General features: G+C 42.5%; 13 protein-coding genes and 1 pseudogene. 10 read left to right on the top strand and 4 right to left on the bottom strand.

Annotated features, from left to right (window positions below; all coding sequences use genetic code 11):
* Nucleotides 1-91: 91 nt before the first annotated feature.
* Both ACM0OY_RS25525 and ACM0OY_RS25520 read left to right on the top strand, forming a co-directional pair.
* Entirely contained in the window at nt 92-1,108 is a 1,017-nt protein-coding gene (locus ACM0OY_RS25525; protein WP_414571620.1) for a caspase family protein, read from the top strand.
* Nucleotides 1,109-1,119: 11 nt separating this feature from the next.
* Nucleotides 1,120-4,764 (top strand): tetratricopeptide repeat protein, encoded by a 3,645-nt coding sequence (locus ACM0OY_RS25520; protein WP_414571619.1) that lies wholly within the window; start codon nt 1,120-1,122, stop codon nt 4,762-4,764.
* A 172-nt stretch (nt 4,765-4,936) separates the two neighbouring features.
* Here the strand turns inward: ACM0OY_RS25520 and ACM0OY_RS25515 are convergent.
* From ACM0OY_RS25515 to ACM0OY_RS25500, 4 genes and pseudogenes are all read right to left on the bottom strand, one after another.
* Nucleotides 4,937-5,260: pseudogene (locus tag ACM0OY_RS25515) on the bottom strand (DNA cytosine methyltransferase); the annotation flags it as partial.
* On the bottom strand, nt 5,232-6,596 hold the full coding sequence (locus tag ACM0OY_RS25510) for a DNA cytosine methyltransferase (RefSeq protein ID WP_414571618.1): 1,365 nt from the start codon (nt 6,594-6,596) through the stop codon (nt 5,232-5,234). The gene ACM0OY_RS25510 and the pseudogene ACM0OY_RS25515, both read right to left, overlap by 29 nt.
* A gap of 48 nt (nt 6,597-6,644) precedes the next feature.
* Entirely contained in the window at nt 6,645-7,874 is a 1,230-nt protein-coding gene (locus tag ACM0OY_RS25505) for a hypothetical protein (protein WP_414571617.1), read from the bottom strand.
* Nucleotides 7,875-7,937: 63 nt separating this feature from the next.
* Nucleotides 7,938-8,528, bottom strand: coding sequence for a hypothetical protein (locus ACM0OY_RS25500; protein WP_414571616.1), 591 nt, complete (start codon nt 8,526-8,528; stop codon nt 7,938-7,940).
* A 306-nt stretch (nt 8,529-8,834) separates the two neighbouring features.
* Here ACM0OY_RS25500 and ACM0OY_RS25495 point away from each other — a divergent pair, with 306 nt between their 5' ends.
* The 8 genes from ACM0OY_RS25495 (at nt 8,835) to ACM0OY_RS25460 (ending at nt 24,977) form a co-directional block, all read left to right on the top strand.
* Nucleotides 8,835-9,779 (top strand): hypothetical protein, encoded by a 945-nt coding sequence (locus ACM0OY_RS25495; protein WP_414571615.1) that lies wholly within the window; start codon nt 8,835-8,837, stop codon nt 9,777-9,779.
* 20 nt (nt 9,780-9,799) lie between these two features.
* The gene (locus ACM0OY_RS25490; protein WP_414571614.1) at nt 9,800-10,594 is read left to right on the top strand and encodes a hypothetical protein; all 795 of its coding nucleotides are present in this window, start codon (nt 9,800-9,802) and stop codon (nt 10,592-10,594) included.
* A 14-nt stretch (nt 10,595-10,608) separates the two neighbouring features.
* Nucleotides 10,609-11,460, top strand: coding sequence for a hypothetical protein (locus tag ACM0OY_RS25485; RefSeq protein ID WP_414571613.1), 852 nt, complete (start codon nt 10,609-10,611; stop codon nt 11,458-11,460).
* Between the two features lie 503 nt (nt 11,461-11,963).
* Nucleotides 11,964-15,185 (top strand): DISARM system SNF2-like helicase DrmD, encoded by a 3,222-nt coding sequence (gene drmD / locus ACM0OY_RS25480; RefSeq protein WP_414571612.1) that lies wholly within the window; start codon nt 11,964-11,966, stop codon nt 15,183-15,185.
* A 14-nt stretch (nt 15,186-15,199) separates the two neighbouring features.
* Nucleotides 15,200-19,171, top strand: coding sequence for an Eco57I restriction-modification methylase domain-containing protein (locus ACM0OY_RS25475; RefSeq protein WP_414571611.1), 3,972 nt, complete (start codon nt 15,200-15,202; stop codon nt 19,169-19,171).
* Nucleotides 19,172-19,282: 111 nt separating this feature from the next.
* Nucleotides 19,283-22,705, top strand: a complete 3,423-nt coding sequence (gene drmA, locus ACM0OY_RS25470; protein WP_414571610.1) for a DISARM system helicase DrmA — start codon at nt 19,283-19,285, stop codon at nt 22,703-22,705.
* A complete protein-coding gene (drmB, locus tag ACM0OY_RS25465; RefSeq protein WP_069072379.1) occupies nt 22,705-24,591 on the top strand; it encodes a DUF1998 domain-containing protein in 1,887 nt (628 codons plus the stop codon). The genes drmA and drmB overlap by 1 nt, the downstream gene beginning before the upstream one ends.
* The gene (locus tag ACM0OY_RS25460) at nt 24,591-24,977 is read left to right on the top strand and encodes a hypothetical protein (RefSeq protein ID WP_414571609.1); all 387 of its coding nucleotides are present in this window, start codon (nt 24,591-24,593) and stop codon (nt 24,975-24,977) included. The genes drmB and ACM0OY_RS25460 overlap by 1 nt, the downstream gene beginning before the upstream one ends.
* Nucleotides 24,978-24,985: the final 8 nt, after the last annotated feature.

Raw genomic sequence — 24,985 nt, 5'->3', positions numbered from 1 at the left:
CGCTATGTTTCTTTGCAAGCAGTAAAATGCAGTTTTGGCTGTTGTTGGCTATATTAGCAATCTGCTGTATTAATTATTTCTGATTACAGTTATGCACTCTACATTTACACATGGTTATGCTCTCCTCATTGGAGTGGGGCAGTCAGCAGAACGTCGCTTGTCCCTCCCCGTAACAGTGAAGGATATGCAAGCACTGCGGCAGATACTGGTAAATCCCAACTTATGTGCTTATCCAGACAATGACCAACATATTCGCCTACTACACGACCAGAGTGCAACAAGACAAGCAATCTTAGACGGGCTGGTGTGGTTGAAACAACAAGCAATATCTGACCCAGAAGCAACAGTAGTCGTGTACTATTCCGGTCACGGTTGGCTGGACACCAAAAATAATCGTTACTACCTGTTACAGCATGATGTTAACGCCTTTGACTGGCAGGGTTCGGCCTTAGCATCTGAGGATTTTAACAATGTCCTACATGAGATTCCCGCAAAACGACTGCTGGTAATAATCGATAGTTGTCACGCCGCAGGCATGGCAACTACCAAGGATGGAGAACAGGATCTGATACTGCCTCCTGGTGTAGTGGCAACTGCCGAACCAAAAGGTTTAATTGAAGACCTAAAGCAAGGTGAAGGACGGGTAGTGTTTACATCTTGTCGTGGTGAACAAAGTTCTTGGGTTCGTCCTGACAACTCCATGAGCGTTTACACCTATCACCTGATTGAGGCGTTAAAGGGATCTGCCAATAAACCGGGGGAAACAGAGGTTAAGGTGTCTAACCTGATGAACTACCTCGGTAAAGCAGTGCCTGAGAGTGTTAGAGCAATGGGCAAAGAGCAAACACCAAGATTTGAAATTAATACAGAAGATTTTGCAATTGCTCTCCTCCAAGGTGGCAAAGGACTGCCTGCGGAGGGATGGGATGCTGTACAGGATACTACCACCGAGCAAATACAAGCTTTAGTTCAGGCATCAGGCGATCGCAGTGTGGCAGCTGGTGGAGAAATGCGCGATAACCAGATAGTACAGGGTAATGGAAATACTGCAATACAAGGCATCAACATTGGCAGCGCAAGAGATGTGAATTTGGGGAATAATAAGTAGGAGCCATAGCAATGCCGGAAAACCTGAAAGAAATCATCAATCGTATTGAAAATGGTATAGGGACTGAGGCAGACATTCAGGCTTTAGCATCTGCTGTTCAGTCAAAACAGATTACCATAGCTACTGGAAAAAAAGCAGTGGCTTTGGGTGGTGATGTCTCTGACGTGGTTATAGTAACCGGAGACAATAACATCGTAATTAAGGGTACGAGTGCTGAGGAAGTTAAGCAGGTTTTCTGTAAAATTGAACAGATTACAGCATTATTTGAAGAAAGCTTATTGTCTATAAATTCTCGTATTCCAGTTGATACTTCTGCAATTTTAGTGACTGAACATCAAGCAGAGCTTGACCATGCGAAAGATTTAATTAATGGCTATAACTACAAACAAGCTTTGGAATATTTGGAAAAACTGAAGCTACGGATATGGGATAACGCTCAACCTATTGTTAGATACAGACTTTTGGCTAATATTGGTATAGCCAAGCTCAGTTTACATCAGTATCTAGAAGCTGGTAAATATTTTATTCAATCTCTACATTATAACTCAGAAGATGAAAATGCTCTTTACTTTGCTGCTGTTGGTAATTTGTTACTAGGACAACAGAATAAATCTGAACAATTAATACATAAAGTTTTAAAAATCAATCCTACAAATGAAAGTGCTTATGCGTTATTAATTCAACTTTTTCCAGATGAGGACATAGAAGTTATAATCAATAAAGTTCCAGAAGCTTATAGGAATTCAGCTAGAGTAGCTGGCGCTTTAGGGAATATAACAAGACAAAAACTAGATTTTGTTCAGGCCGAAAAGTGGTTGCAAATTGCAATTGATAATGATACAGAAAAATTAATTGAAATTAAAGCTGATTTAGGAACACTTTTACTAGAGTCATTTAGTAAAGATTCTCTATTAATTTATAATCAACAGCTTGATGATTCAGACAAAAACAAGATACAGAAAGCTATTCGGCTTTTAACAGAAGCCTGGAATCAGATTGTGAATACCGACTTTGGCAACCTGCATTCTGGATGGATTTTTAATTGCGGTATAGCTAAAAGAATACTTGGACTTTGGGAAGAAGCTATTAGTGACGTTAATATTGCATTACAAATTGAGCCAGAAAATCCAGTCTTTATCAGAGAAAAGGCTATGTTACTTCAGTATTACAAAGGTGACAATAGTCAAGCCATTAATTTACTCGAAGGTATTCGAGTGTCAAAAGAAGTTCCAGAAGCACCTCTGCTAATTGCAAATATTTTAGCGTTAACAAAAAATTACAGCCAAGCGAAAGAAGTTGTTAGCAGTTTTATCGAACAAAACCATGAACAACCATTACTCGAATGGGCACACAGAATTTTAATTAAATTATATATAGATACTAAAGATGTACCTAATGCAATTCAAGTATATAACTCAATTCAAGATAAAGAGCTAAAGACAGCTAATGATTTAATAAATTTGGCTTTATTGGCAAAATTTCTAGATGACAAAAATGGTGCTTTAAACTTTCTGCAAGAAGCTAGAGACAATATTAATGTATCAACTCCAGTACAATGGGTTTTGGAATTAGCGAATGCTTTTTCATTCATTGGTGAATATACAGATGCAGTAAATCTTTATGAAAAAATAGTCAATACCAACCTGGATACTCCTTTAAATCATACTTTAATTGAACTCTACTATAATTCTGGTCAGTTTCGCAAAGCTCTTAGGGCGTGTCAGTTACTTTACGAAAAGTATGGTGCTTCACAATTTGTCTGCTATATGCTGTCAGATATTCAAGAAAGTATTGGAAACTTACCAGAAGCAAAAAGAGTCTGTAATGAATATTTACAATTGTCACCTGATGACTTGCGGATGAGAATTCGTCTAGCTTTAATTAACTGCCGTATTGACGCACTAGATGAGCTAGATAATTTTTTGAATTTGCCTATTGATATAAACAACCTATCGCTTGAATTAGGTTTAAACATTGTATATTTATATGGTTTCAGAGGATTTATAGAAAAATATTTTGAAGTACTGTATCAATTAAGAAAAAAATTCTTTAATCAGGGAAAAGCCCATTTCAATTATTTCGTTGCATTTCTCGAACGCGAAACCAATAGCAACAGTTTATTAGAACACACTGAAGTTCGTGCCAATTCAGCAGTTTGCTTGCAAGACAAATATGGAACATCTTCTTGGTTTATCTTAGTAGATGACGAGAATTCAGAAGTTAAGCAGGATGAAATTAATTTAAAAAGTTTTTTAGCGCAGAAGCTACTTGGTAAAGTTATAGGGGATGAAGTCACATTAAAAGATGATTACATTACTCAAGATACTAGAAAAATAATTGATATCAAAAGTAAATATGTTTACGCTTTTCAAAAAAGTTTAGAATTACTTCAGAGTAGATTTCCAGAGACTCCTGGTTTCTGGATGGTACAAATAGATATTAACGAATCCAAAGATCAACTGCCTAAGAGTATTCAAAACGTACTTGATAAGAGTAGCGAGAATTTTCTAGAGGTTGAAAAATTATACAAGCAACACGGGCTTCCTATGGGTGTATTTGCCAAACTTGTCAACCGGGATGTATTGTCAGTTTGGGGTGGGTTAATAAACAAAGAAGATTTAGGTATACGCTGTTGTATTGGAACTGCTGAAGAGAGTAATCACGCTAACTCGTTACTCATAACTAAGCCTATTAGATTAATAATTGACATCGTTTCAGTCCTAACTTTACATGGCTTAGGTGCTGCTGATGTAGTGGTAAACGCATTTGGAAAGTTGGGAATAGCACAATCAACTATAGATATTTTACAAAAAGCTCTTAAAGATTACAGAGTAAATCAATTAAAAGAGTCTGCTTTTTTCAGAAAAGAAGGCAACAAATATTTCATTCACGAAACTCCTCCCGAATCAGTAAAAAGTTTTGCAGACTATTTAGAAAAAATGATTTCTTGGATTAATACTAATTGTGAAATCTTACCTTGTAACGCAGCTTTAGATATAGGAAGAGACGAAAGGATGGAATTAGAAGAATTAATTGGTACTTCTTTCTCTGACACAATACTAATCGCAAGCGAAGCAGGAAACTTACTCTACTCAGATGACTTGGCATTACGACAAGTTGCAAAAGCCAAGTTTGATATTGATGGCGTTTGGACACAGTTGGTTTTAATGCACTGTCAAAATATCAATGTTTTTGAAAAAGATGATTATAACGAAGCGGTAATTAAGCTGGTTCTTTCTAATTACCATTATACAAGCATAGATGCACAAGCCTTAATTGAAGCAGCTAAAAAATCTGACTGGTTGGCAAGAAGACCATTTACAAACTTACTCAGCCTTCTTAGCAAGAATGGAAGCAGTAACCTACTAATATTAAATGAACAAATTGACAGGATGTCACTAAATTCTATTATTACTGTAACTGTTAAATTTATATATGAATTATGGCGACAACAGAAAATGCAGCAGATATCTGATGAAAGAAGAGATAGTTTAGTGATGGAAATGTTAAGTGCAATGGTTCATGGGAGACAAAATCGTAGCGCTGTTATAAGAAAATTGATTACTGAAGTTCAACAGAAATTTTATTTACTACCACTGCATGGAATCCAAATTATTCAATTGATATATGCCTGGAAAGCTGTAAATATTATTTGAATTTATTTTGGGTCCGGCACTTTTAATTTTAGAAGAAGCTGTGCTTCATATTATCAAAACTGGAATGACAATAGATGAAGCTTTTGAATATTACCGCGCTAGCAAAGAAGTCATCAATATGCGTATTAATGTTACTGGAGCATTTCTACCATCCTTTCATTCTGCGTCTTCCGAAGCCAACAATAAAAACCCGCTCCCGCTTTTGCGGTACGCCATAGTCTGCTACATTCAACAGCTGAACGTAACGCGATAATCAAGGTCATCACTATTATGATGACGCTCCAATCGTGCCAGGTGGTTAGCCCAAGGCTCATCCGGCTTAGGCATTAGTTCTGGATGGGTTAGCTGTAAAATAATTAATAAAATTATGACGCAGCAATCCACGCACATTCTCAATCAGGAACGCTTTGGCGTGATAGTCAGCGATCGCTTCACAGAGAATTTGTTGGGGAAGTAGCCCATATCCGTCAATCAATTCCTGTGTGAGTACGCCTGTTTAGTGGTCTTGTTGCCCAGAGTGACGCACACAATCCGAATCCGCAGTTAAAATAATCATTTATTATCTCACCAGACCTACAGGCAAGTAACAAATTTTGCTTTCTTGTAGCCAGATGTGGAGGCGATCGCTCTTTGCTGATTTTACTTAACCCGCTTAAAGACAGCATTTCATTGACAAAAACCGATATATTCTTAAAATTGCAAGAAATTGGTAAAAATAGGCAGTTTTGCCAATTTTGGCAATTAATCTGATAACTGGTATTGCATTCTAGATGTTCCCTAACTTGCATTCCTACAGCATAGGCAAGCAATGGGGGTACCGAATTTCCGATTTCTCTTTGGGCGTGGAGTGTTGCCTCACTGAAATTAAACCAATCGGGGTAGCTGTGCAAACGAGCAGCTTCTCTAACTGAGATAACCCGTGGTTGTACTGGATGCAGGGGACGTAATGCGGTGCGGTTGCCACTCCCGGCTCTTAACGTCACGCAGAATCCATCCCATTGCAGCTTTTTTGATTTGGATTTAGCTTCTCTCGCACCTGGGGGAGTGTTGATGAATTGCTGAATTACTTCTGGTGTATGTGTTGTCGCTGTGAATCCCGTTCTAATGTTAGTTACTATACCAAGATTTGGGAATATTTTTTCAAGATACTTAGCATATTCTCCCTTCACCCAATCTGGATGCCATTCTTGAGTGTTTTGCTTGGGGAGTAGGGGGACTGGCAACAAGTCCGCGATCGCATCTCTAACCGTATGTTGAGGTTGATGCTTTGGCGGTATAATTTCTCCAAACTTAGATGCAACAAAAAACACCCTTTTTCTAGCTTGCGGAACCCCGTAATCTGAAGCGTTCAGGTTCCACTTTGAGAGAAAATAATGTTCTTCTAGCACTGCTTGGAGGGAATCGGTGATGGTGCCAAACTTCTGATTCTCAATCCCTGGCACATTCTCCATGATTGCTGCAAGAGGATTGAGTTCCAACACCAGCCGAACAAACTCCCCTACCAACGAGTTTCTCTCATCTTCAACATTTTGCAGTCCAGCAACGCTAAATCCTTGGCATGGTGGCCCACCAAAAACGGCATGAATTTCCCCGTCCCAATTTATGTACTTTGTCTGAATACAGGCGCGTATTTCTTCCCCTGTCACCTCCCGAATGTCTTTGCACAAGACTGTGGTGTGGGGGAAATTATGTTGGTACGATGCTAGGGCGATGGGATTATTATCAATGGCGATCGCGATTTCAAATCCTGCTGCTTTAAATCCCAAATCAAATCCACCCACCCCGGAGAATAGGCTAACAGCTATTTTTTTGTTTGTTGCTGTTGAGTTCATTGAGATTCTAATTAATGTTAATTTCTTGCACTTGGCTTTTAACACATGTCAATTACAATCGGAGTTCTGCCTGAGTTTTAAGTCTGCCAACCATCTGTCTAACCGACTATTACTAATTGTTTCTTCTATTAATGGGTAATCTGTAGTAAAGACTTTATATACTCCTCCTGACTCCATCTCATAAAAATTGATAATCAACCCTTCACGCTTGGCATTACTAAGCTTTTTGATTGCCTCTGGAAGCATTTGCCATACAGATTTTCTTTCCGAATCCGAAAGGAGGTTCCAAGCTTCTTCTTTAGCTTGTTGATATTGCCATAGCCCCCGGCGCACTGAGGAATAATCTAAAGCTTTCCGCAATATGTCTGCGAGGACTTCTGCATCAGTTGCTGGGACTTCATTTGTACCGAACATTCCAGCCAATGTACTTTCTACTGCCTCAATCTCATCTTCTTCAAAGTCAATGTTTGACTCTTCAGGTTCTTCCAGGTATTCTTCGCAGTCATATTCTTCTGTATCCCTTTGCCACAAGGTTTCAAGTTCTCGCTGCATTCCCTCAAGGTTTATTGGGTTGACGACACTTTCATCGTTAGCAGGAATCAATTCTTCTATGGTGTTAGTGGGTTGTTCACAAGGGATTAGTTCTCCAAAAGAGCCGATTTCATTCTTGGCTATTTCAGGTTGATGCTTTTCATATAAGTCAGCGATCGCCTTTCTGACAATTCGCTGCGGTGACAATCCCAATTCCTCTATTAACTTCTCGGTAAAGACCCCTGTTTGGTGGTCATCCTCCATAATTTTGCCGAAGGTATAATATCTATTTCCATCTGGTGTTGCTCGCCAGTTGCCATCTTTTTTTTCTTGATTCATGGCTTTGAGAATCAATCTTCTTTTCTCAATCAGTTCTAACACTAATCCACAAGTCAATCCACCAATAGGAATATCTTTCAATTCATCAATTAGGATTTTGTAGTTCACAGAACATAACCGAAGTAGTACCGATATTGGTAAAACCGCTAAGTGTTCGGGGCAACTGATAAATGCTTGAAAAATCTCGGCAATTCGGAGCGATCGCCTTTCCTCAGTACTGCCCTTGTCCCAGCCATACTCTTCTAACAGTGCGCGATATTCTTTTTTGGTGTAAGTCTGCTTGTACTCGTAGAGTAGGAAAGCCGTATGGAGGTACTCTAGGGTACTTTGCTCTATGTGGGTGGTAGGATTGGAGTCTACCTGATGCTGCTCGACGTATAATTTATTTGCAAAAGTTGTTGTAGTCATGATATTGTATGCGCGGTCTTAATCTCTAAGACCAAGTTTCCTAATTCGACTAGTTAAATTAAGTCAGGCCGCTTTTTCCCAATTTTCTGATGATGATTTGGAGATAGCAGCCAAGGCATAGCCCAAGGTATGTTTATGAATTTTGGGCATTTTGTGAAACGACATATCCTGACCCCAATCTTGGACTGACTTGGTGCCAATATGTAATACTTGCGTAAGAGTTTTGACACAAGTTGCGCGAAAATTGGCGTGAGAGACAGTTTGTAATACTTGTTGTTCGCTTAACCCTTCGAGGAGTATTTTTTCTAGAAACGTTTGAGCATCTACTTCCGGTACGTTGTATTCTCCTCTCAAGATGCTCTTTAGCTGTTTTGGCACGATTTCGGCGGCATGAATGTAAGCAAGTGAAACTTTGCAGTAGTTGGGCATCCCGTCAAAGTTGAGGTCACTTCCCCACTTGCGAACTGTTGGTCTTTGTACACCTAAGACTGCACACAGTACAGTGATACATTTTTTGCGGTATTGCGAGTCTGTTTCTTCTTCGAGAAGTTCTGGGGGACTGAGTTCAGCGATATCAAAACAGTGGCGTAAAAATTGCCTTGGTTCTAGTCCTTGTTTTGGTAGTACTTCTAGTATTTTGTAGTTCTTTTGCATCTTTAATTAGCTCTTGGACGATTTTTACCGAGTTAGCTCGATTTATCTCAAGCTCTTCTTTTGTGCTTTTTAGGTAAAGTTTACCGATTTGCCGAGTTAGTGATGCATTAAGTTAATATTACTTAATATTTAATGACGCATTAATTTTGATTAGTGCATCACTAAAATTACAAGGTTTATTGATGGTGAGGTGTTTATTTGTTCTAGCGATATAGGTTTTGATATAAAACTTAAGGTTTGTAACTAAAACCCCTGTTGTTTCTATAAACTGAAGAGAAATCTCGATAAACCAAGTTCAAAAAACGTGTGTCAAATCAGCGCGAACGCTTTTCTGGAGGGGATACTGACCGAGTATCTTTTACCCTTGCGCCCGGTGTGCGGCAAAAGGTAGATGATTTACTGCCGATATTGGGTGGCACTTTGGCGAAAACTTTAAGGCGTTTAGTTGATTTGGGTTTAGATTTAGTTGACCTAGCTCAAAAAAGTGGTAAGCCGGTTCCTCAACCGGGTAGTTTGGAGCAGATGTTTTCTGGTTATACCTCTTTGGGCATAGAACTGATATTTGCGTGTGAATCCTTGGGTTTATCAGTACCAGAAGTTGGCCAGGTAGGGGTTTGGTTTGTAGATAATCTCTCCCTTGGCTTGGGTGATATTGAAGGTATCAAGAAAGACAATGATTTTCAGGCATCACGTATATTTCGCTTAAGTCGAGAAATTCAAAAGTTTTTTCAGCAGCAGCTTAATGTCTTATCGGAAGACGAGTATGCTGCATTTCTGAAAAATTTGCATAGGGAAGCTGTTATTGGACAAGAGTTTGTAGCTGCTTGTCAGACGCTGGGTTGGCAACTGCCAGAGACAGGAAAGCTACAGGAGTGGTTGCAGGATTTGGTGGTGCGTTCGCACAGCGTCTCCGCAGTAGAATCACAATTATCAAACGAGTTATTAGAAGAATGCGATCGACTGGGGATAGATCCGCCAAAACCTGGTGAGGTTGTAGCGTGGCTACAAAATACCCGCCCTGCGGTATTTGAGCAGTCAATGCACGAACATAGGTTACCTTTTACGGATGATGGTTTGCCTTTAGGGGGGTCGCAACCTTTTTTGGAGCATTTACTTACACTAAATGCACCACCAACTGAAGATGAGGAGTATGACATTGCTCATAGGTTTGGTGTAGACCCAGCCCATCTTAAGGATTTGATATCCCGCATGAGGTTTGACAAAAACGGACAGACCAATAATTGTCATTAATAAGCTTGGGGCATAAATGCATGGATGCCATTGAAGATTCTTCTGCGTTATGGGCTTTACTATGCAAGCCTGGATGGGAAATTAAACCCAATCCAGTAAAGCATCTACTCAAAATTAAAGCTCCTGACTACCAGGAAGCATTAATGCTTTATACCAACTATCGGAAATTTCTAGCAATGTGGGCGGCATCCCTCGATTGTACCTGTGCTTTGATAGGAATTCAGGGGATGCGTGGGTCTGCATTCAAAATTCTTGCAGCAACGCCAGCATCGCAGCAGAAGTTATACGAAGACTTGATTTTTGCGAGCTTACGAAAGTCGGTTAGTTGTGATTCAGAAAGACTAGTTAATCGGAAATTTGAGAATGATATCAGCAAGTATTCAGGGTTTTACATTGCTGAAACTTGTTTGCACCCTGAGCTTAGACCAATTGTTGATGAAATATTCTCAAACCCAGATAAGAAACTTGCCTTAACACGAATGTCTGACAATTTGCAATTGATCGTGTCCGCATCAGCAGCACGGGCGATGAGTTCTGACTCCCAAGATGTGGTGCGTCGCCGAACGACTGATTTTTGGCACGCTAGAGACTACGAATGTTTTTTGCGGATGTTCAAGCAAGATGGGGGAGTGGGGTTTGAAATTACTTACCAAGCAACAACCAATCTCCCAAAAATTAATCCTTTGGCACCGTGGGCGCGGTTTACTACAAGCTATCGGTTTTTTGAAATTGATGTTGGCGATCGCACAGAAGTGTACCGTTTGGGCGAAGGTAAAGATATCACCCTAATCAGTCGTCCCAAGGTTGTTTCATAATATAGCGAGGTTTTATGGCAGTAAGATTCCTAGAAAACAAGGGCAGTGGCAATATCTTAGAAATTAGTCGAGCTAGGCTTTTAGAACTTACCCCCAATGTTTATCCCCTCACCTGGGAAGCGATTCTTTCAGGTAATGGTGATAGTGCAGCTATCTTGGGTGCAGGTTTTGCCGAACGTGAAGTTTTTTTTGGTTTTGAGGGAGTTGACTTAACGCGCTACCAACTTCCGACAATCGATTGTTACGACATTGCTCCTAACCCACCAGAAAAGTTTTTAGCTTTACGCAGCCAATACCCAAACCTACAGTTAAATTATTTTTGCGATCGCAATCTAGCAGAACTAGAACTGACAAAACTTTACGCTCCTAATAGCCTGCGGCTAGTTTCGGTTCATGGAGTATTAGATTACTTGCAACTAAATGCGGTTACAAAAACATTACTTGATATCGTGAAGGTGCAGCCAGAGGCAATATCGATACGGTTATTTTTAATGGGCAACCCGTGGTCGCGGAATTTTGCAAGTATAAAGCAACTGGCGATGGAATTAAATTCAATAGAAATTACTACAAGTGGCTTATTTGAGCCGATTGATTTTGATATATTTTGTCGTACAGGTGTTGTGCAATTAAATATTTTAGACCAGGATAAAATTGAACATAATTTGTTACCAAGTTACGGCGCGTCTCATGTCATGCCTGATAAATTAGTTGGTTATTTAAATAATCAAGGATATCAGCTTGTTGCAACTGATGTGTACTCACTTTCAAGTCAAGATTTGCAAGGGTATGAATCGCAAAATCACAATAGTAATAAAGATGTATTTTTAGATAATCCACATGGGATGTTGTTATTTTTTAAACGATAAAATACTCATTTGAATCGAGCTAATCAACGAAAATGAATCCGTCCACAATGAGAATTTATGAAATTTCGTGAGTTAAATTCTCAAAGCATAAGGCGCTCGCTACTCCAAGGAAGCTATCTCAAAGTCGTACTACAAAATATTGCTTACTCTAAAAAACTAAGTGTTATTACTATAAAATTTTAATGTTGACCTGAGTTTGAAAACTAATCTACGTAAGACTTCTGAGAAAAATAGTCTGTAAATTGCTTATAAAATAAAAGCTTTAAAATTTCCTTGATAATTAGCTAAATAATATAGCCGTATATAAAAATACTTCATAAGATGTAGCAGGTGCTAAGACTCGAATAGATTAAGAAACTATTTTATACCTGCTACTAAAAAAGCATAGTTGCTTTCTTAGCACTCTAGTCCAACCAGTCATTAGACATAAGGGTTTAGGGGAGTGAGTTTCTCATGATTAGAGGAGGGATAATACCAGCCGAGTTACAAGGGGGCAGACACGAGTGACTGACATTGTAACTGGACAGATTGTGCGCGTGCGATCGCGGCAGTATCTTGTAGAAGAAGTTGTGTCGAAACCGTCTCCAGAGCAAGACACTAAAGTTAGTCTTTCTTGTTTAGAAGATGATGCGTTAGGAGAATCTCTAGAAGTCCTATGGGAACGGGAAATAGATGCGAAAATCGTAGGGGCGACATCATGGGAATCGATAGCGAATCGAGGTTTTGATAATCCGCGCCTGTTTTCTGCTTATTTGCACACATTACGGTGGAATTGCGTAACCTCCACAGATGCCAAGCTTTTCCAAGCGCCTTACCGAGCGGGTATAGAAGTCAAAGCTTATCAATTAGAGCCGCTACGTAAAGCTTTGCTAATGCCGAGAGTCGGTTTGTTCATTGCTGACGATGTAGGGCTGGGCAAGACAATTGAAGCAGGGCTGATACTGCGTGAGATGTTGATGCGGCAAAAGGTTAGACGAGTAGTTATCTCGTGTCCGCCGTCAGTGGTAAGGCAATGGCAAGAAGAAATGGAGAGTCGCTTTGGGCTTACATTTATGATTCTTGACCGTGAGTTTATTGCTGCCCGTCGTCAAGAACGGGGTTATGGAATCAACCCTTGGATGACGCATACTCGGTTCATTATTTCCCACGCCTTGCTACGAGATGAAACCTATGCCGCACCATTACGGGACTGGCTTGGTGATTTTGCAGCTGCTTCCATGCTCATCCTTGATGAAGCTCACAATGCTGCACCTGCGAGTGGTGCAAAGTATGCGGTTGATTCCCAACTGACCAAAACTGTTCGAGACTTAGCACCGCGTTTTGAACACAAGCTGTTTTTATCTGCCACTCCCCACAATGGACATTCCAACAGCTTCGCCGCCTTGCTAGAAATCCTTGATCCCCAGCGTTTCTGCCGAGGAGTACCCGTTCGTAATCGCAAGTTGCTGGACACAGTAATGGTGCGGCGCTTAAAACAAGATTTACGAGAGATCGGAGAAGAGTTTCCCCAACGCTACGTTCTTCCTATAGTTATTGATAACCTGCCAGAAGACGCGCCCGAACTCAAATTATCCCGATTGCTGCAACAGTATCGCAATCTGCGTGAAGAACGACTTAAGGATGCAGCGAAGTCTACCCAGACCACAGCGATGTTGGTAATTACTTCGCTACAAAAGCGTCTTTTGTCTTCCATTGAGGCATTTGCTCGGACTTTAAAGGTGCATCGGACGGGGATGGAAAAACAAGCGGCTCACCGCCCATCCATACATCAAACCAGTCTCCCGTTGCTGTTTGAATCCCCTGGTGCTGATGACGAACGGGCTGAATTTTCCGAAGAGGAAGTAATTGCAGAAGAAGATGCTCAAATGGTAGCAGCTAGTATGCAAGCTGCGGGACAAACAGCCCGTGAACTAGCAATTTTAGATGAGATGGCAGATGTAGCTAATGCCTCTCGCTACCAGCCAGATCCGAGGATTCAACAACTGGTAGAGTGGATTCGCCAAAATCTTTGTCCCGATCTGGGTCAACCGAATGCTGCTTGGTTAGAACGGCGAGTAATTATCTTTACAGAATATACAGATACTAAACGTTATTTACAACAGCAGCTACAAACAGCGATCGCAGGCTCTAACCGCGAACATGAACGCATAGATGTATTTCATGGGGGCATTGGAGAAGAACGCCGCGAAGCTATTAAAAGTGCATTTAACGCTGACCCGGCGCGTCATCCCCTGCGAATCCTGATTGCCACAGATGCAGCACGAGAAGGGGTGAACCTCCAAAACAACTGTGCTGACTTGTTCCATTTTGATGTGCCGTGGAACCCGTCGAGGATGGAACAGCGTAACGGACGGATTGACCGCAAATTACAGCGATCGCCTGTTGTCCATTGTTATTACTTTGTCTTACCGCAACGCACAGAAGACAAAGTATTAGACGTACTAGTGCGGAAAACAGTGACGATTCAACAAGAACTTGGTTCTCTTGCACCAGTAGTTGAAAGAAATGTGTCGCGCTTACTGGCTAATGGGATTCGCCACCAAGAAGTAAATCATCTTGCCGATTCGATTAATCAGGCAGAACAACTCAATAACAAGGAAACAGTAAACACACAGGTAATTAATGAGGAACTGGAACAAGCGAGACTCCGCCAACAGGATTTGACTAAACAAGTTGAGAATTTACAAGAAATGTTGAAAGACTCGCGGGATTGGTTGGGACTAGATGACAATCACTTCCGTAATGCAATTTCTGCTTCTTTAGAAATTCTGGGAGTCCCAACACTTGCCCCTGTAGATGTGAATGAAGTTGCTAACAATCCTGTAACTGCCCGTTGGACAATTCCGGCTCTCGACCAGCGTACTGGTGCAGATCCAACATGGTCAACTACACTTGATACCCTGAGAACACCTCGGAAAATCGGACAAAAGCCTTGGGAATGGCGAAGAGAAGCACCGATTCGCCCTGTAGTATTTCGAGATCCTGGTTCTTTAGATGGGGATGTAGTTCATCTGCATTTAGAACACAGAATTGTCCAGCGTTTACTGAGCAGGTTTTTAGCTCAGGGTTTCTTGCACGATGAATTAACTCGTGCTTGTGTTTGTCTAACTAATGACCCAATGCCAAAAGTGATTGCACTGGGAAGACTAGCTCTGTATGGTGAACGGGCTTCTCGCTTACACGATCAGGTAATTGCAGTCGCAGCAGAGTGGTCAGATCCAACCAGTCGGGGACGCAAGAAACTTCAGTCTTTAACAGAAGGCGAGAAAGATAATGTACTAGAGTTACTTGAAACTTCCTTAGCTTCTCCCCACTTGTTGCAAGTCGCAGAAGCAGTAAAAGAGCGACTGAAAAAAAGTGCAGCCCAAGATGTAGCAGAATTAATTCCTCATCTGGAACGCCGCGCCACAGTTTTAGCAGAAAGGGCGGAAAGGAAACTCACAGAACGAGGTATTAGGGAAGCTGCTGAGATGAAGAAGATTCTGGAAGAACAGCAGACTCGAATTCTCAAGTGTCAGGAAGAATCTAAGGTAGTGCAGTTGTCTCTTCCATTCATAGAAGAACAGCGCCAATTGGATGCAGATCGTCGCCATTGGGAAAAACGCCTTCAAGCGATCGCAACCGAACTAATTTCAGAACCAGCCCGAATTGAAGCCGCCTACAAAGTAAAAGCAGTGCGGATTGAGCCAGTCGGCGTAATTTATTTATGGCCGATTTCCGGCTAGAGGGAGTATAAACAATGGCAAACGATCCAGAAATTCGCTTACATAAAGAATGGTTGGGCTTTCTCCAGCCTGTGGGGTTGGTGGTGTCTCCGCCTGCATTGTCAGCAGCCCAAGCTGTGGTTAACCGCAATGTGGTGGAACTGCAACAAACATTGCAAGAAGTTGCTAGACGTGAACCCCTCTCCGGTGATGTTGGTAAGGAAACCTTTGGAATTGACGACTTTCCTGCTTTCACTATCAACGTTTTAGGTTGGCAACCAGAAGATTTAGTTGTCAGTCCAGAAGAATTAGCGATCGCACTCCTAGATTACAACGAAGTTTTGACACCCACGTATGCTGTACCCGACCCTAATGGCAACTGGATGATGCTGGTACAGGTGCTTCCTGATGGTACTGAACTTGACAATGCAGGTGCGGAGGATAGTAAATCTACTGGTTGGCACGCCAGCCCCCAGTCTAAGTTTGAGCGCCTTTTGAAAGAAACGAAAGTTTATACTGGGCTATTGTGCAACGGTACAGAATTGCGTTTGGTTTATGCACCACTTGGAGAGTCATCAGGACACCTGACTTTTCCTGTACAGGCAATGTGTGAGGTATCTGGGCGGCTGATTTTGGGTGCAATGGAGATGTTGCTCTCGGCTGACCGACTGTTTAATGTCCCTAGCGATCGCCGTTTGTCTGCAATCCTGGAAAAAAGCCGGAAATATCAAAGCGATGTCTCTATTAAGCTAGCAGAGCAGGTATTAGAGGCATTATGGGATTTACTGCGTGGCTTCCAAATCGCAGATGCAACCACTAAAAGCAGCTTAGTGAGTGACATCGCCACCACTGCGCCCCAGCATATTTACGGTGGACTGATTACCATCTTGCTGCGGTTGGTATTCCTGCTTTACGCTGAAGATCGGGGACTGATGTCTCAAGATGCAGTTTATACACGCTACTACTCAGTTAGTGGACTTTACGAGCGCTTGCGAGAAGATGCAGGTAACTACCCAGATACAATGGATCAGAGGTATGGTGCTTGGGCGTGGTTGCTGAGTCTGTTTCGTCTGGTTTACGATGGCGGCGGTCATGCTGATTTGTACTTACCTGCTCGTCATGGACAGTTATTTGACCCAGATGAATATCCGTTTTTAGAAGGTCGTCTCCAGTTTACAGAATATCAAACAGGAGAAAGTCTTGAACCCCCTCGCGTGTCAGATGGGGTAATTCACCGGGTATTGCAAGGGTTACTGGTACTGGATGGAGAACGCCTGTCTTACCGTTCCTTGGCGGTTGAGCAAATTGGGTCTGTCTATGAGGCAGCCGCCGGCTATGAGGTAGAAAGAGCAAGTAGTCCTGCTATCGGTGTTTGGAGTAAACCCAAAGGTTCTAAATCTTCGGTGACAGTTGTTGTCAGCGTTGGGGACATTCTCAAAACTAAGGCGGGAGAACGGGCTAAATATTTAAAGGATTTTGCTGGTTGCGAAATTACTGGTAAATCCCTAACTGAGTTAAAGGATGCGAGGACAGCAGAAGATGTAGTGGCGGCGTTGGGACGCAAGGTATCACCGAAAACGCCGAGTTTAATGCCTGTGGGTTCTCTGTATTTGCAACCGGGGGAAGAACGGCGGCGTAGTGGTTCTCATTATACGCCTCGTGCATTGACTGAGCCGATTGTGAAAGAAACTCTCAGACCAATTTTATCGGCTTTGGGAGAAAACCCCACACCAGAGCAGATTTTAGAGTTGAAAATTTGTGATTTGGCAATGGGGTCGGGGGCATTTTTAGTGGAAAGTTGTCGTCAGTTGGCAGAGAAATTAGTTGAAGCGTGGAATAAGCAAAACGTATTACCTGAAATTCCAATTGATGAAGAACCGTTACTTTATGCGCGGCGGTTAGTGGCGCAACGATGTTTGTATGGTGTGGATAAAAACCCATTTGCGGTGAATTTGGCTAAGTTATCGCTGTGGTTGGCAACTTTGGCAAAGGCTCATCCTTTTACTTTTTTAGACCATGCTTTGAAGTGGGGTGATTCATTAGTTGGGTTAACTTCTGAACAAATTAAAACGTTTACTTGGTCAGAAGACAAGACTTATAAAGACCCAAATTTACCTTTGTTTAATCTAGCAATGGAGAAAGCGAAGTTTTATCGCAATGGAATTCACAATTTGGATGAAGATAATTATGCAGCCAAACGCGATTTTTACGAAAATATAGAAACAGAGTTGGGGGATATTCGGCTGAAAGGGGATTTAGTTATTGCTTCATTTTTCGCCAAAGATAAGGACAAGGCGAGAAAGGATGAGCGTGATAATTCATGGTTGAAGTTTTATCAATGGCAGAAAAATCAGGAAGATGATTTAGATGTCAGGCGAATTTGTGCGGAATTGCGGTATGGTGAAAAACCTGTTCCGGCGTTTAATTGGGAGATTGAATTTCCAGAAGTATTTGATAGAGATAATCCGGGGTTTGATGCGATTGTTGGTAATCCACCATTTTTAGGTGGTAAACGAATTAGTACAGTATTAGGAGATAGTTATAGAGATTGGTTGCCTGTAGTAAATCCAGAAGCTAATAACAATAGTGATTTAGTTGCTCACTTTTTCAGACGAGCGTTTACACTGTTACGGAAGTTTGGCTCTTTTGGCTTGATTGCTACAAATACTATTTTTCAAGGTGATACACGTAGCAGTGGATTAAGCTATATCTGTCATAATGAAGGTATAATTTACAATGCTCAAAAGCGGTTAATTTGGCCGGGTTTAGCAGCCGTTGTTGTAAGTGTAGTTCACATTTTTAAAGGTGAGTATAAAGGTGTAAAGCTGTTAGATGGGCGCGAAGTTGACTTAATTTCTGCCTTTCTATTTAAGTCAGGTGGACATAAAAACCCTGCTGTTTTATTAGCAAATACTAATAAAAGTTTCATTGGTAGCATTGTGCTGGGAATGGGTTTCACATTTGATGATTCCAACTCTGACACTACACCTATTCCAGAAATGCACCGTTTGATTGAACAAAATCCCAAAAATCAAGAGCGAATATTTCCTTATATTGGTGGAGAAGAGGTTAACTCTAGTCCGACTCATTCACATCATCGCTATGTAATTAATTTTGGTGAGATGAGTGAGACGGAAGCGCAAGAATATTCAGATTTGTATAAGATAGTCAAAGAAAAGGTTTTTCCAGAACGAAAGAATAAGCCAGGAAGCTATAGCCGTCAGTGGTGGCTTTTTGGGCGTAGAAACCAAGAGGGTAATAAAGCGATCGCCCCTCTTAATCGTGTATTGGTAAGTTGTATTATCGGTAAACATTTATCTTTTGCATTTTTACCAAATGGGATGGTTTATTCTCATAAGTTAGTAGTTTTAGCAATAGATAAAAATGCAGCTTTTACTATTTTACAAAGTCGTATTCACGAAATATTTGCACGATTTTTTTCTTCTACTATGAAGGATGATCTTAACTATTCTCCTACTGATTGCTTTGAAACCTTCCCCTTCCCCGAAAACTGGGAAATCAATTGCACCCTAGAAACTGTGGGTAAAACCTATTACGAATATCGCGCCGCCTTAATGGTTCGCAACAACCAGGGACTCACCGACACATACAATCGCTTCCACGATCCCGACGAACGCCACCCCGATATTTTACAACTACGCTTACTCCACGCCCAAATGGATCGGGCTGTCCTCGATGCTTACGGCTGGACAGATATTTCCACAGACTGCACCTTCCTACTTGACTACGAAGACGAAGAAGACGACGAAAACACCAGCAAACGCCAGAAGAAAAAGCCTTGGCGCTACCGTTGGCCTGAAGAAATTCATGACGAAGTATTAGCCCGTTTACTCGAACTCAACCAGCAACGCGCCGAAGCGGAAATTTTAGGCGGTAAAGCTGCACAGAAATCCAAGGCAAAAGGGAATACTAAAAAAGTAGCGAAATCTCGCAAGGCGACGGAAACGACTTTAACTATTCCTGATTTTCCCTCTACTTCTATGTGACAGGTTCAACGTTAGCCATACCGATGAATTCCCAAAAAAGCATAGCCATCCTAAATCATTTATGAACACTTACTGTTCCCTGTTCCCTATTCCCTGTTCCCTGCCCTCATTATGACCACATCTGCCGAAGTGCGATCGCATCTAATCCGCGCCATGCAACTAGACTTGGTGGGGCCAACCCCTGATGATGTTGAATATGCCGAGGAAATCCTCACCCAAGCTCCTTCTAAGTGGTATCTTACAGGTTTCTTAGTACCTTTTGGAGCGCCTGTTGAAGTGCGATCGGACGAAACAGCAGACGACACACTCGAACAACTTAGTAGCAGTGATACTAATGAAGATGCCAATGCTCCCGAAACCTCCTCAGCCCGTAAAGCTCACTTTCCTTCTTCCATTGGCTTGAGCTTTCTTCTACCAGAAAATACCACAGAACTGAATATAACTGTGCAGTGGGGTGACTACCAATTTCTTGAAAGCGAAACAGAATTAGATGATAGCGAGAATCCCCAGTCAGCCAAGCAAGAATTATGGCAACGCTCTCCTCATTGCATTAGTATGCCTATTTCCCTGCTGGGAAATCAGCGAAAAATTCAGATTGAAGTTCCAGACAGCAACGGCTTAAAGTTATTTGTGTCAAATCGGGCTGTAGCTTCATCACCTCAACAAAAACTCCCTGTTGGTACGCGTTCAGTTTCAGTATTCTTAGTTAACTACCGCAGCAACAATCCCAACCAAAAGCACGACATCAGTTTTATTTTTCAAGCCTGCCTCACCATCCGCACAGCTGACGCTTTTGTATCCCGCCCTAACTTGCGGGGGCAAAACAGCCAAGACAGGGACGAAGCGGTATCAAGCCTGCAATACTGCAACGATTGCGAATATGCTGTTGGACACAATGTTTCTGCTATTACTATCCTTAGCTCGAATCATATCTGTCAAGAAATTCGTACTAACTGGATGCCCACAGCAGAGGTGGCCAGAGTAGAACCAGCAGAAATTCCGGGGCTAGAACTAGGCATGGAAGCACTAGCTAAGGCAAAAGACGCGGCAACAATCTCTCAGATGGTTTACCCAATGGTGACTGCATATACTGAATGGATTACCAAACAGCAAGCCGCAGCCCCCACTGAACCGCACCAGAGAAAAATTGCTAGTGAATTATTAACCACAGCTAGCAGAATTAAGCAACGCATAGCCGCCGGATTACAAGCTTTAGACGATCCTCTGGTGTTAGAAGCTTTTCAAATTGCTAACCAAGCCCTAGCAACTGCTAGAAGACAACGCCTAACTCACGATAATCCAGACAAATCCCCTGAAGACTTTTCACCACCGAAGTGGCGACCTTTCCAGCTAGCTTTTCTGCTGTTGAACATCCTGAGCATTGCTCAACCAGAACATCCAGATCGGGAAATAGTAGATTTGCTGTTCTTTCCCACAGGTGGCGGCAAAACCGAAGCCTATTTAGGGTTGGCAGCGTTCACTCTCGTGCTGCGTCGTCTGCGCGATCCTAGTATCCACTCTGCTGGTGTCAGCGTTCTCATGCGCTACACTCTGCGCCTCCTCACCCTAGACCAATTGGAAAGAGCCGCAACCCTCGTCTGTGCCTTAGAACTAGAACGTCAGCAAAATCCTAGACTAGGCAAGCATCCCTTTGAGATTGGGTTGTGGGTTGGGCAGGGTGCCACACCCAATAAAATGGGTAAAAAAGGCGACAAAGATAATTCAGCTTGGGCGCGGACTCATGAATTTGATCGGCATTATCCTCATAAACCAAAGCCGATTCCCCTAGAAAGGTGTCCTTGGTGTGGCACGGAATTGAAAGCGCGATCGTTTCAACTTTTACCACTTGCCGATGCACCTACTGACCTGCGGGTAATCTGCGAAAATCGGAAAAAACACGCAGATGGTCAACCTGCTTGTGTATTTAAAGGCAATAACCCCCTACCCATCGTTGCCGTAGATGAACAAATCTATCGACGGCTTCCTTGCTTCATAATTTCCACCGTTGATAAATTTGCGAATCTGCCTTGGGTTGGTCAAACTGGAGCGCTATTTGGCAAGGTAACTCATTTTGATGAAAAAGCCGGATTCACTGGCCCAGCTGATGCTAAAACCAAAGGTCGAGCCTTAGACAAAAATTTACCCCCACCAGATTTGATTATTCAAGACGAATTACACTTGATTTCTGGGCCTCTGGGAACAATGGTGGGATTATACGAAACGGTTATCGATGTTCTGTGTAGTGTGACGCACAATAATAAAACTATCCGACCGAAGATTATTGCCTCCACTGCGACAGTCCGCCGTGCGGAGCGCCAAATTCAAGCTTTGTTTAGTCACAGCCAGGTAGATATTTTTCCGCCTCCTGGGCCCGATCGCCACGACTCCTTTTTTGCCGAAACCGTACCAATTACCAAAACACCGGGACGGCTTTATGTCGGAGTTGTAGCCCAAGGACGCAGCCTTAAGGTAGTTCTGTTACGAGCATACTTAGCCCTGTTGGGAGCAGCTAAACAAGCTTGGGAAGATGCCGGCGGGAAAACAAATCCGCATAATCCTGCTGACCCTTATATGACACTGCTAGGTTATTTTAATTCCCTGCGGGAATTGGGTGGTAGTCGCCGCCTAGTGGAAGATGAGGTCAACTCCCGCCTGAGTCATTATGGCGATCGCCGTCGCTATCAAGAACCGTTTAGCTTATTTTGCGATCGCAAAATTGATGATGAACCAGAAGAATTAACCTCTCGCATCAGCACTAACAAAGTTGCTAATACCAAACGTCGTTTAGCTTTACCTTTTCATGAGAAAGAAAGAGTTGATATTGCCCTAGCAACTAACATGATTTCCGTAGGGCTAGATATCACGCGCTTAGGGCTGATGGTAGTTTTAGGACAGCCGAAAACCACTGCTGAATATATCCAAGCTACCAGCCGCGTCGGTCGAGAAGCTGAAAAACCTGGTTTAGTCGTTACCTTACTCAACATTCACCGACCGCGCGATCGCTCTCACTACGAACGTTTTCAAATCTGGCATGATACTTTCTACCGCACAGTGGAAGCAAGTAGCGTTACTCCCTTCTCACCCCGCGCCATCGATCGGGGTTTATCAGGTGTCACCGTTGCCCTTGCCAGATTAGGTAATCCAGAAATGACAGCGCCTCTAGGTGCTGCTCAAATTACCCAACATCGCCTGTTTTTAAATTTTGTGGTGGATGCGATCGTTAAACGTGCAGAGGGACATAGCCCCTTAAAAGCCGATGAAGCCGAAAGTCTGCGTCAAGAAATCCGGCGACAAGTTATAGACCGTTTAGATACATGGCAACATATTGCCGTGCAAGACCAACGCCTACAATATCAACGCAATGAAATAGAGATGGCAGCCCCTTTACTACTTGATGCCCTTGACCCCAAGGCGGACAAAGAAAGTAGCGATCGGCAAAAATTCAAAGCCCAACGCAGCTTGCGAGATGTCGAGCCAGTAGTGAAACTTTTTGTGCGTGACCCTGTTGGTTTAGAAATAGAGGAAGAGGTTTAATGAAAAAGTCAAACAACAAAATAAAACCCCAAGCAGAAATCCGCCAAAGCCAACTTTTATCAACCTTTGGCCCAGGAGCGATGGTAGATTTACCTAAATATTCGGTAGTGATTGGGGGATTGACCTACTGGAAAGGTGAAATGCAGCCTATTCGTGAAGACCGTTTGAAAGATAAAGTTTGCGAAATGCTGCAAGTTAAGAATATCGAACTATTTAGTCCACCACGAGAGACTTCAGACCCGAATATGCCTCTCACTGGTGTGGATGCATTTATTTTTCCTGCTTGGTTTGTAGCTCAAGTCGATCAAACCATTCGCTTCAACGGGAAAGATTACCGTACCCGTCCCCTAGCTAACTGGCGAACAGTTAAGGAGGGATCAAAATTTGAAGGACAGCGCGTGTCATACGTACCAGTCCGCTTTGTGCAAGCTTGTATAAATGGACATCTGAGCGATATAGACTGGTACGCCTTTGCCCATAATGATTTTAAAACTACCTGTCGGGGACAACTGTGGCTAGATGAAGGTGGCTCTGGCAATGACTTTGAAGAAATTTTTGTGCGCTGTGATGGCTGTAAAAAAGCCCGTCGTCCACTTTCCATAGCTAAAGCCAAAAATTCCAAAGTTTTCGGACAATGCCAAGGGCATCGTCCTTGGCTGGGTGCTAAAGCTCAGGAACCATGTTGGGTCTGTGTCCCAGATAAATCAGGTAATATTGTCCAAACCAACGAACCAGAACATAACCGTCTTTTGGTACGTTCTGCTAGTAATGCTTATTTTGCTCAAACCCTCAGCGTGATTTCGATTCCAGATGCTGATGAGCAATTGAAAAAAGTAGTGGATCGCCATTACTTACAGGACTTGGAATATTTGGAAGACTTGGATGAAGTGCAAAAAAATCTGAAAAGGAATCCTAAGTATGCTGATTTAACTAAATTTGGAGCAGAGGTGGTTTGGGCAGAAATTCAACGCCGTCAAAGTGGAAGAAGCAGCGATTCTAAAACCATCAAACAAGTAGAAATTGAAGCCTTACTTTCTTGTTCAGCAGAAATAGGTACTTCTAATGACGAGTTTTATGCTAGTAAACGCAAGTTAGATAATTTCAATCCCGCACTATTGCCATTTATAGAACAGGTGGTGTTAGTGCATCGTCTGCGAGAAGTGATTGCCCAAGTTGGCTTTACCCGTTTTGAGGCATCCATCCCTAATATTGAAGGAGAAATTGATGATTTAAGCATTAATGTGCGGCGTGCTGATTTGGATTTTGAACGTCAATGGGTGCCTGCGATTGAGAATAAAGGCGAAGGGGTATTTATTGCCTTCAACAAACAAGCTGTTAAAGATTGGCAGCAACGGAAGGCTGTTAAACAACAGGGGCAAAAATTAGAAAGGGGTTTCAATGTCTGGCGCGATCGCAAAGGCATTCCCCCTGAAAAAGCCATTTTCCCTGGACTTCCTTATATCATGCTCCATTCCCTATCACACCTCTTGATTACAGCAGTATCTTTGGAGTGTGGTTATGCAGCTAGTTCAATTCGTGAACGCATCTATGCCAGTGATGCAGGTTATGGCATCCTTTTATATACTGGTTCTCCCGGTTCTGAGGGGACTTTAGGGGGACTTGTACAAGTAGGGAATCAACTTGAAGAACATTTGAATGTTGCCTTAGAGTTGGGAAAACTTTGTTCTAACGATCCAGTATGCGCTCAACATCAACCAGATAACGTACAAGAGGAAAGATTTTTACACGGATCTGCTTGTCACGGATGCCTACTGATCGCGGAAACTTCCTGCGAACGCCGCAATGAGTTTCTCGATAGAGCATTGGTTGTGGCTACTGTTGAAGGACTAGGAGCAGAATTCTTTCCAGATCAGGTACTTGTTTAATGGGTTTTCTCAACCTCAGTCGTCCAACCCTCGTTAATTTAGCAGCAGCTTTAGAAACTGGCAGACTTTCCCCGCCCTTTTCTATATCCAATGTAGCTAACTACATCCCTGCGGCTTTAAATCGAGACATAGTTGATGAACTCAACCGCCTCAATGTTATGGGCGTACATTCTCAGCATATTGCTTACACACTGCGACTGCTGGCAGAAGAACGAAGTACATCTCAAGCTGTGAGCGATGCCTACGGCGGGCTACGCCTACGCATTGACTTAGTTTGGACTGGCCCAGAAATTGCTGGTTCTCAAAGCCGCGATACTAGTGTTGTTGTGCGCGAGTTGTTTATAGCGGTTATCAGTCTTGTGAAGTACAGTAGCAGCAGTGAGTAAACCAACCC

This window comes from Nostoc sp. CCY 9925 (assembly GCF_963920935.1).
Taxonomy (GTDB): Bacteria; Cyanobacteriota; Cyanobacteriia; order Cyanobacteriales; family Nostocaceae; genus Nostoc.
The sequence above is the reverse complement of the archived record's forward strand: the minus strand, read 5'-3'. Positions and strand labels throughout refer to the sequence as shown.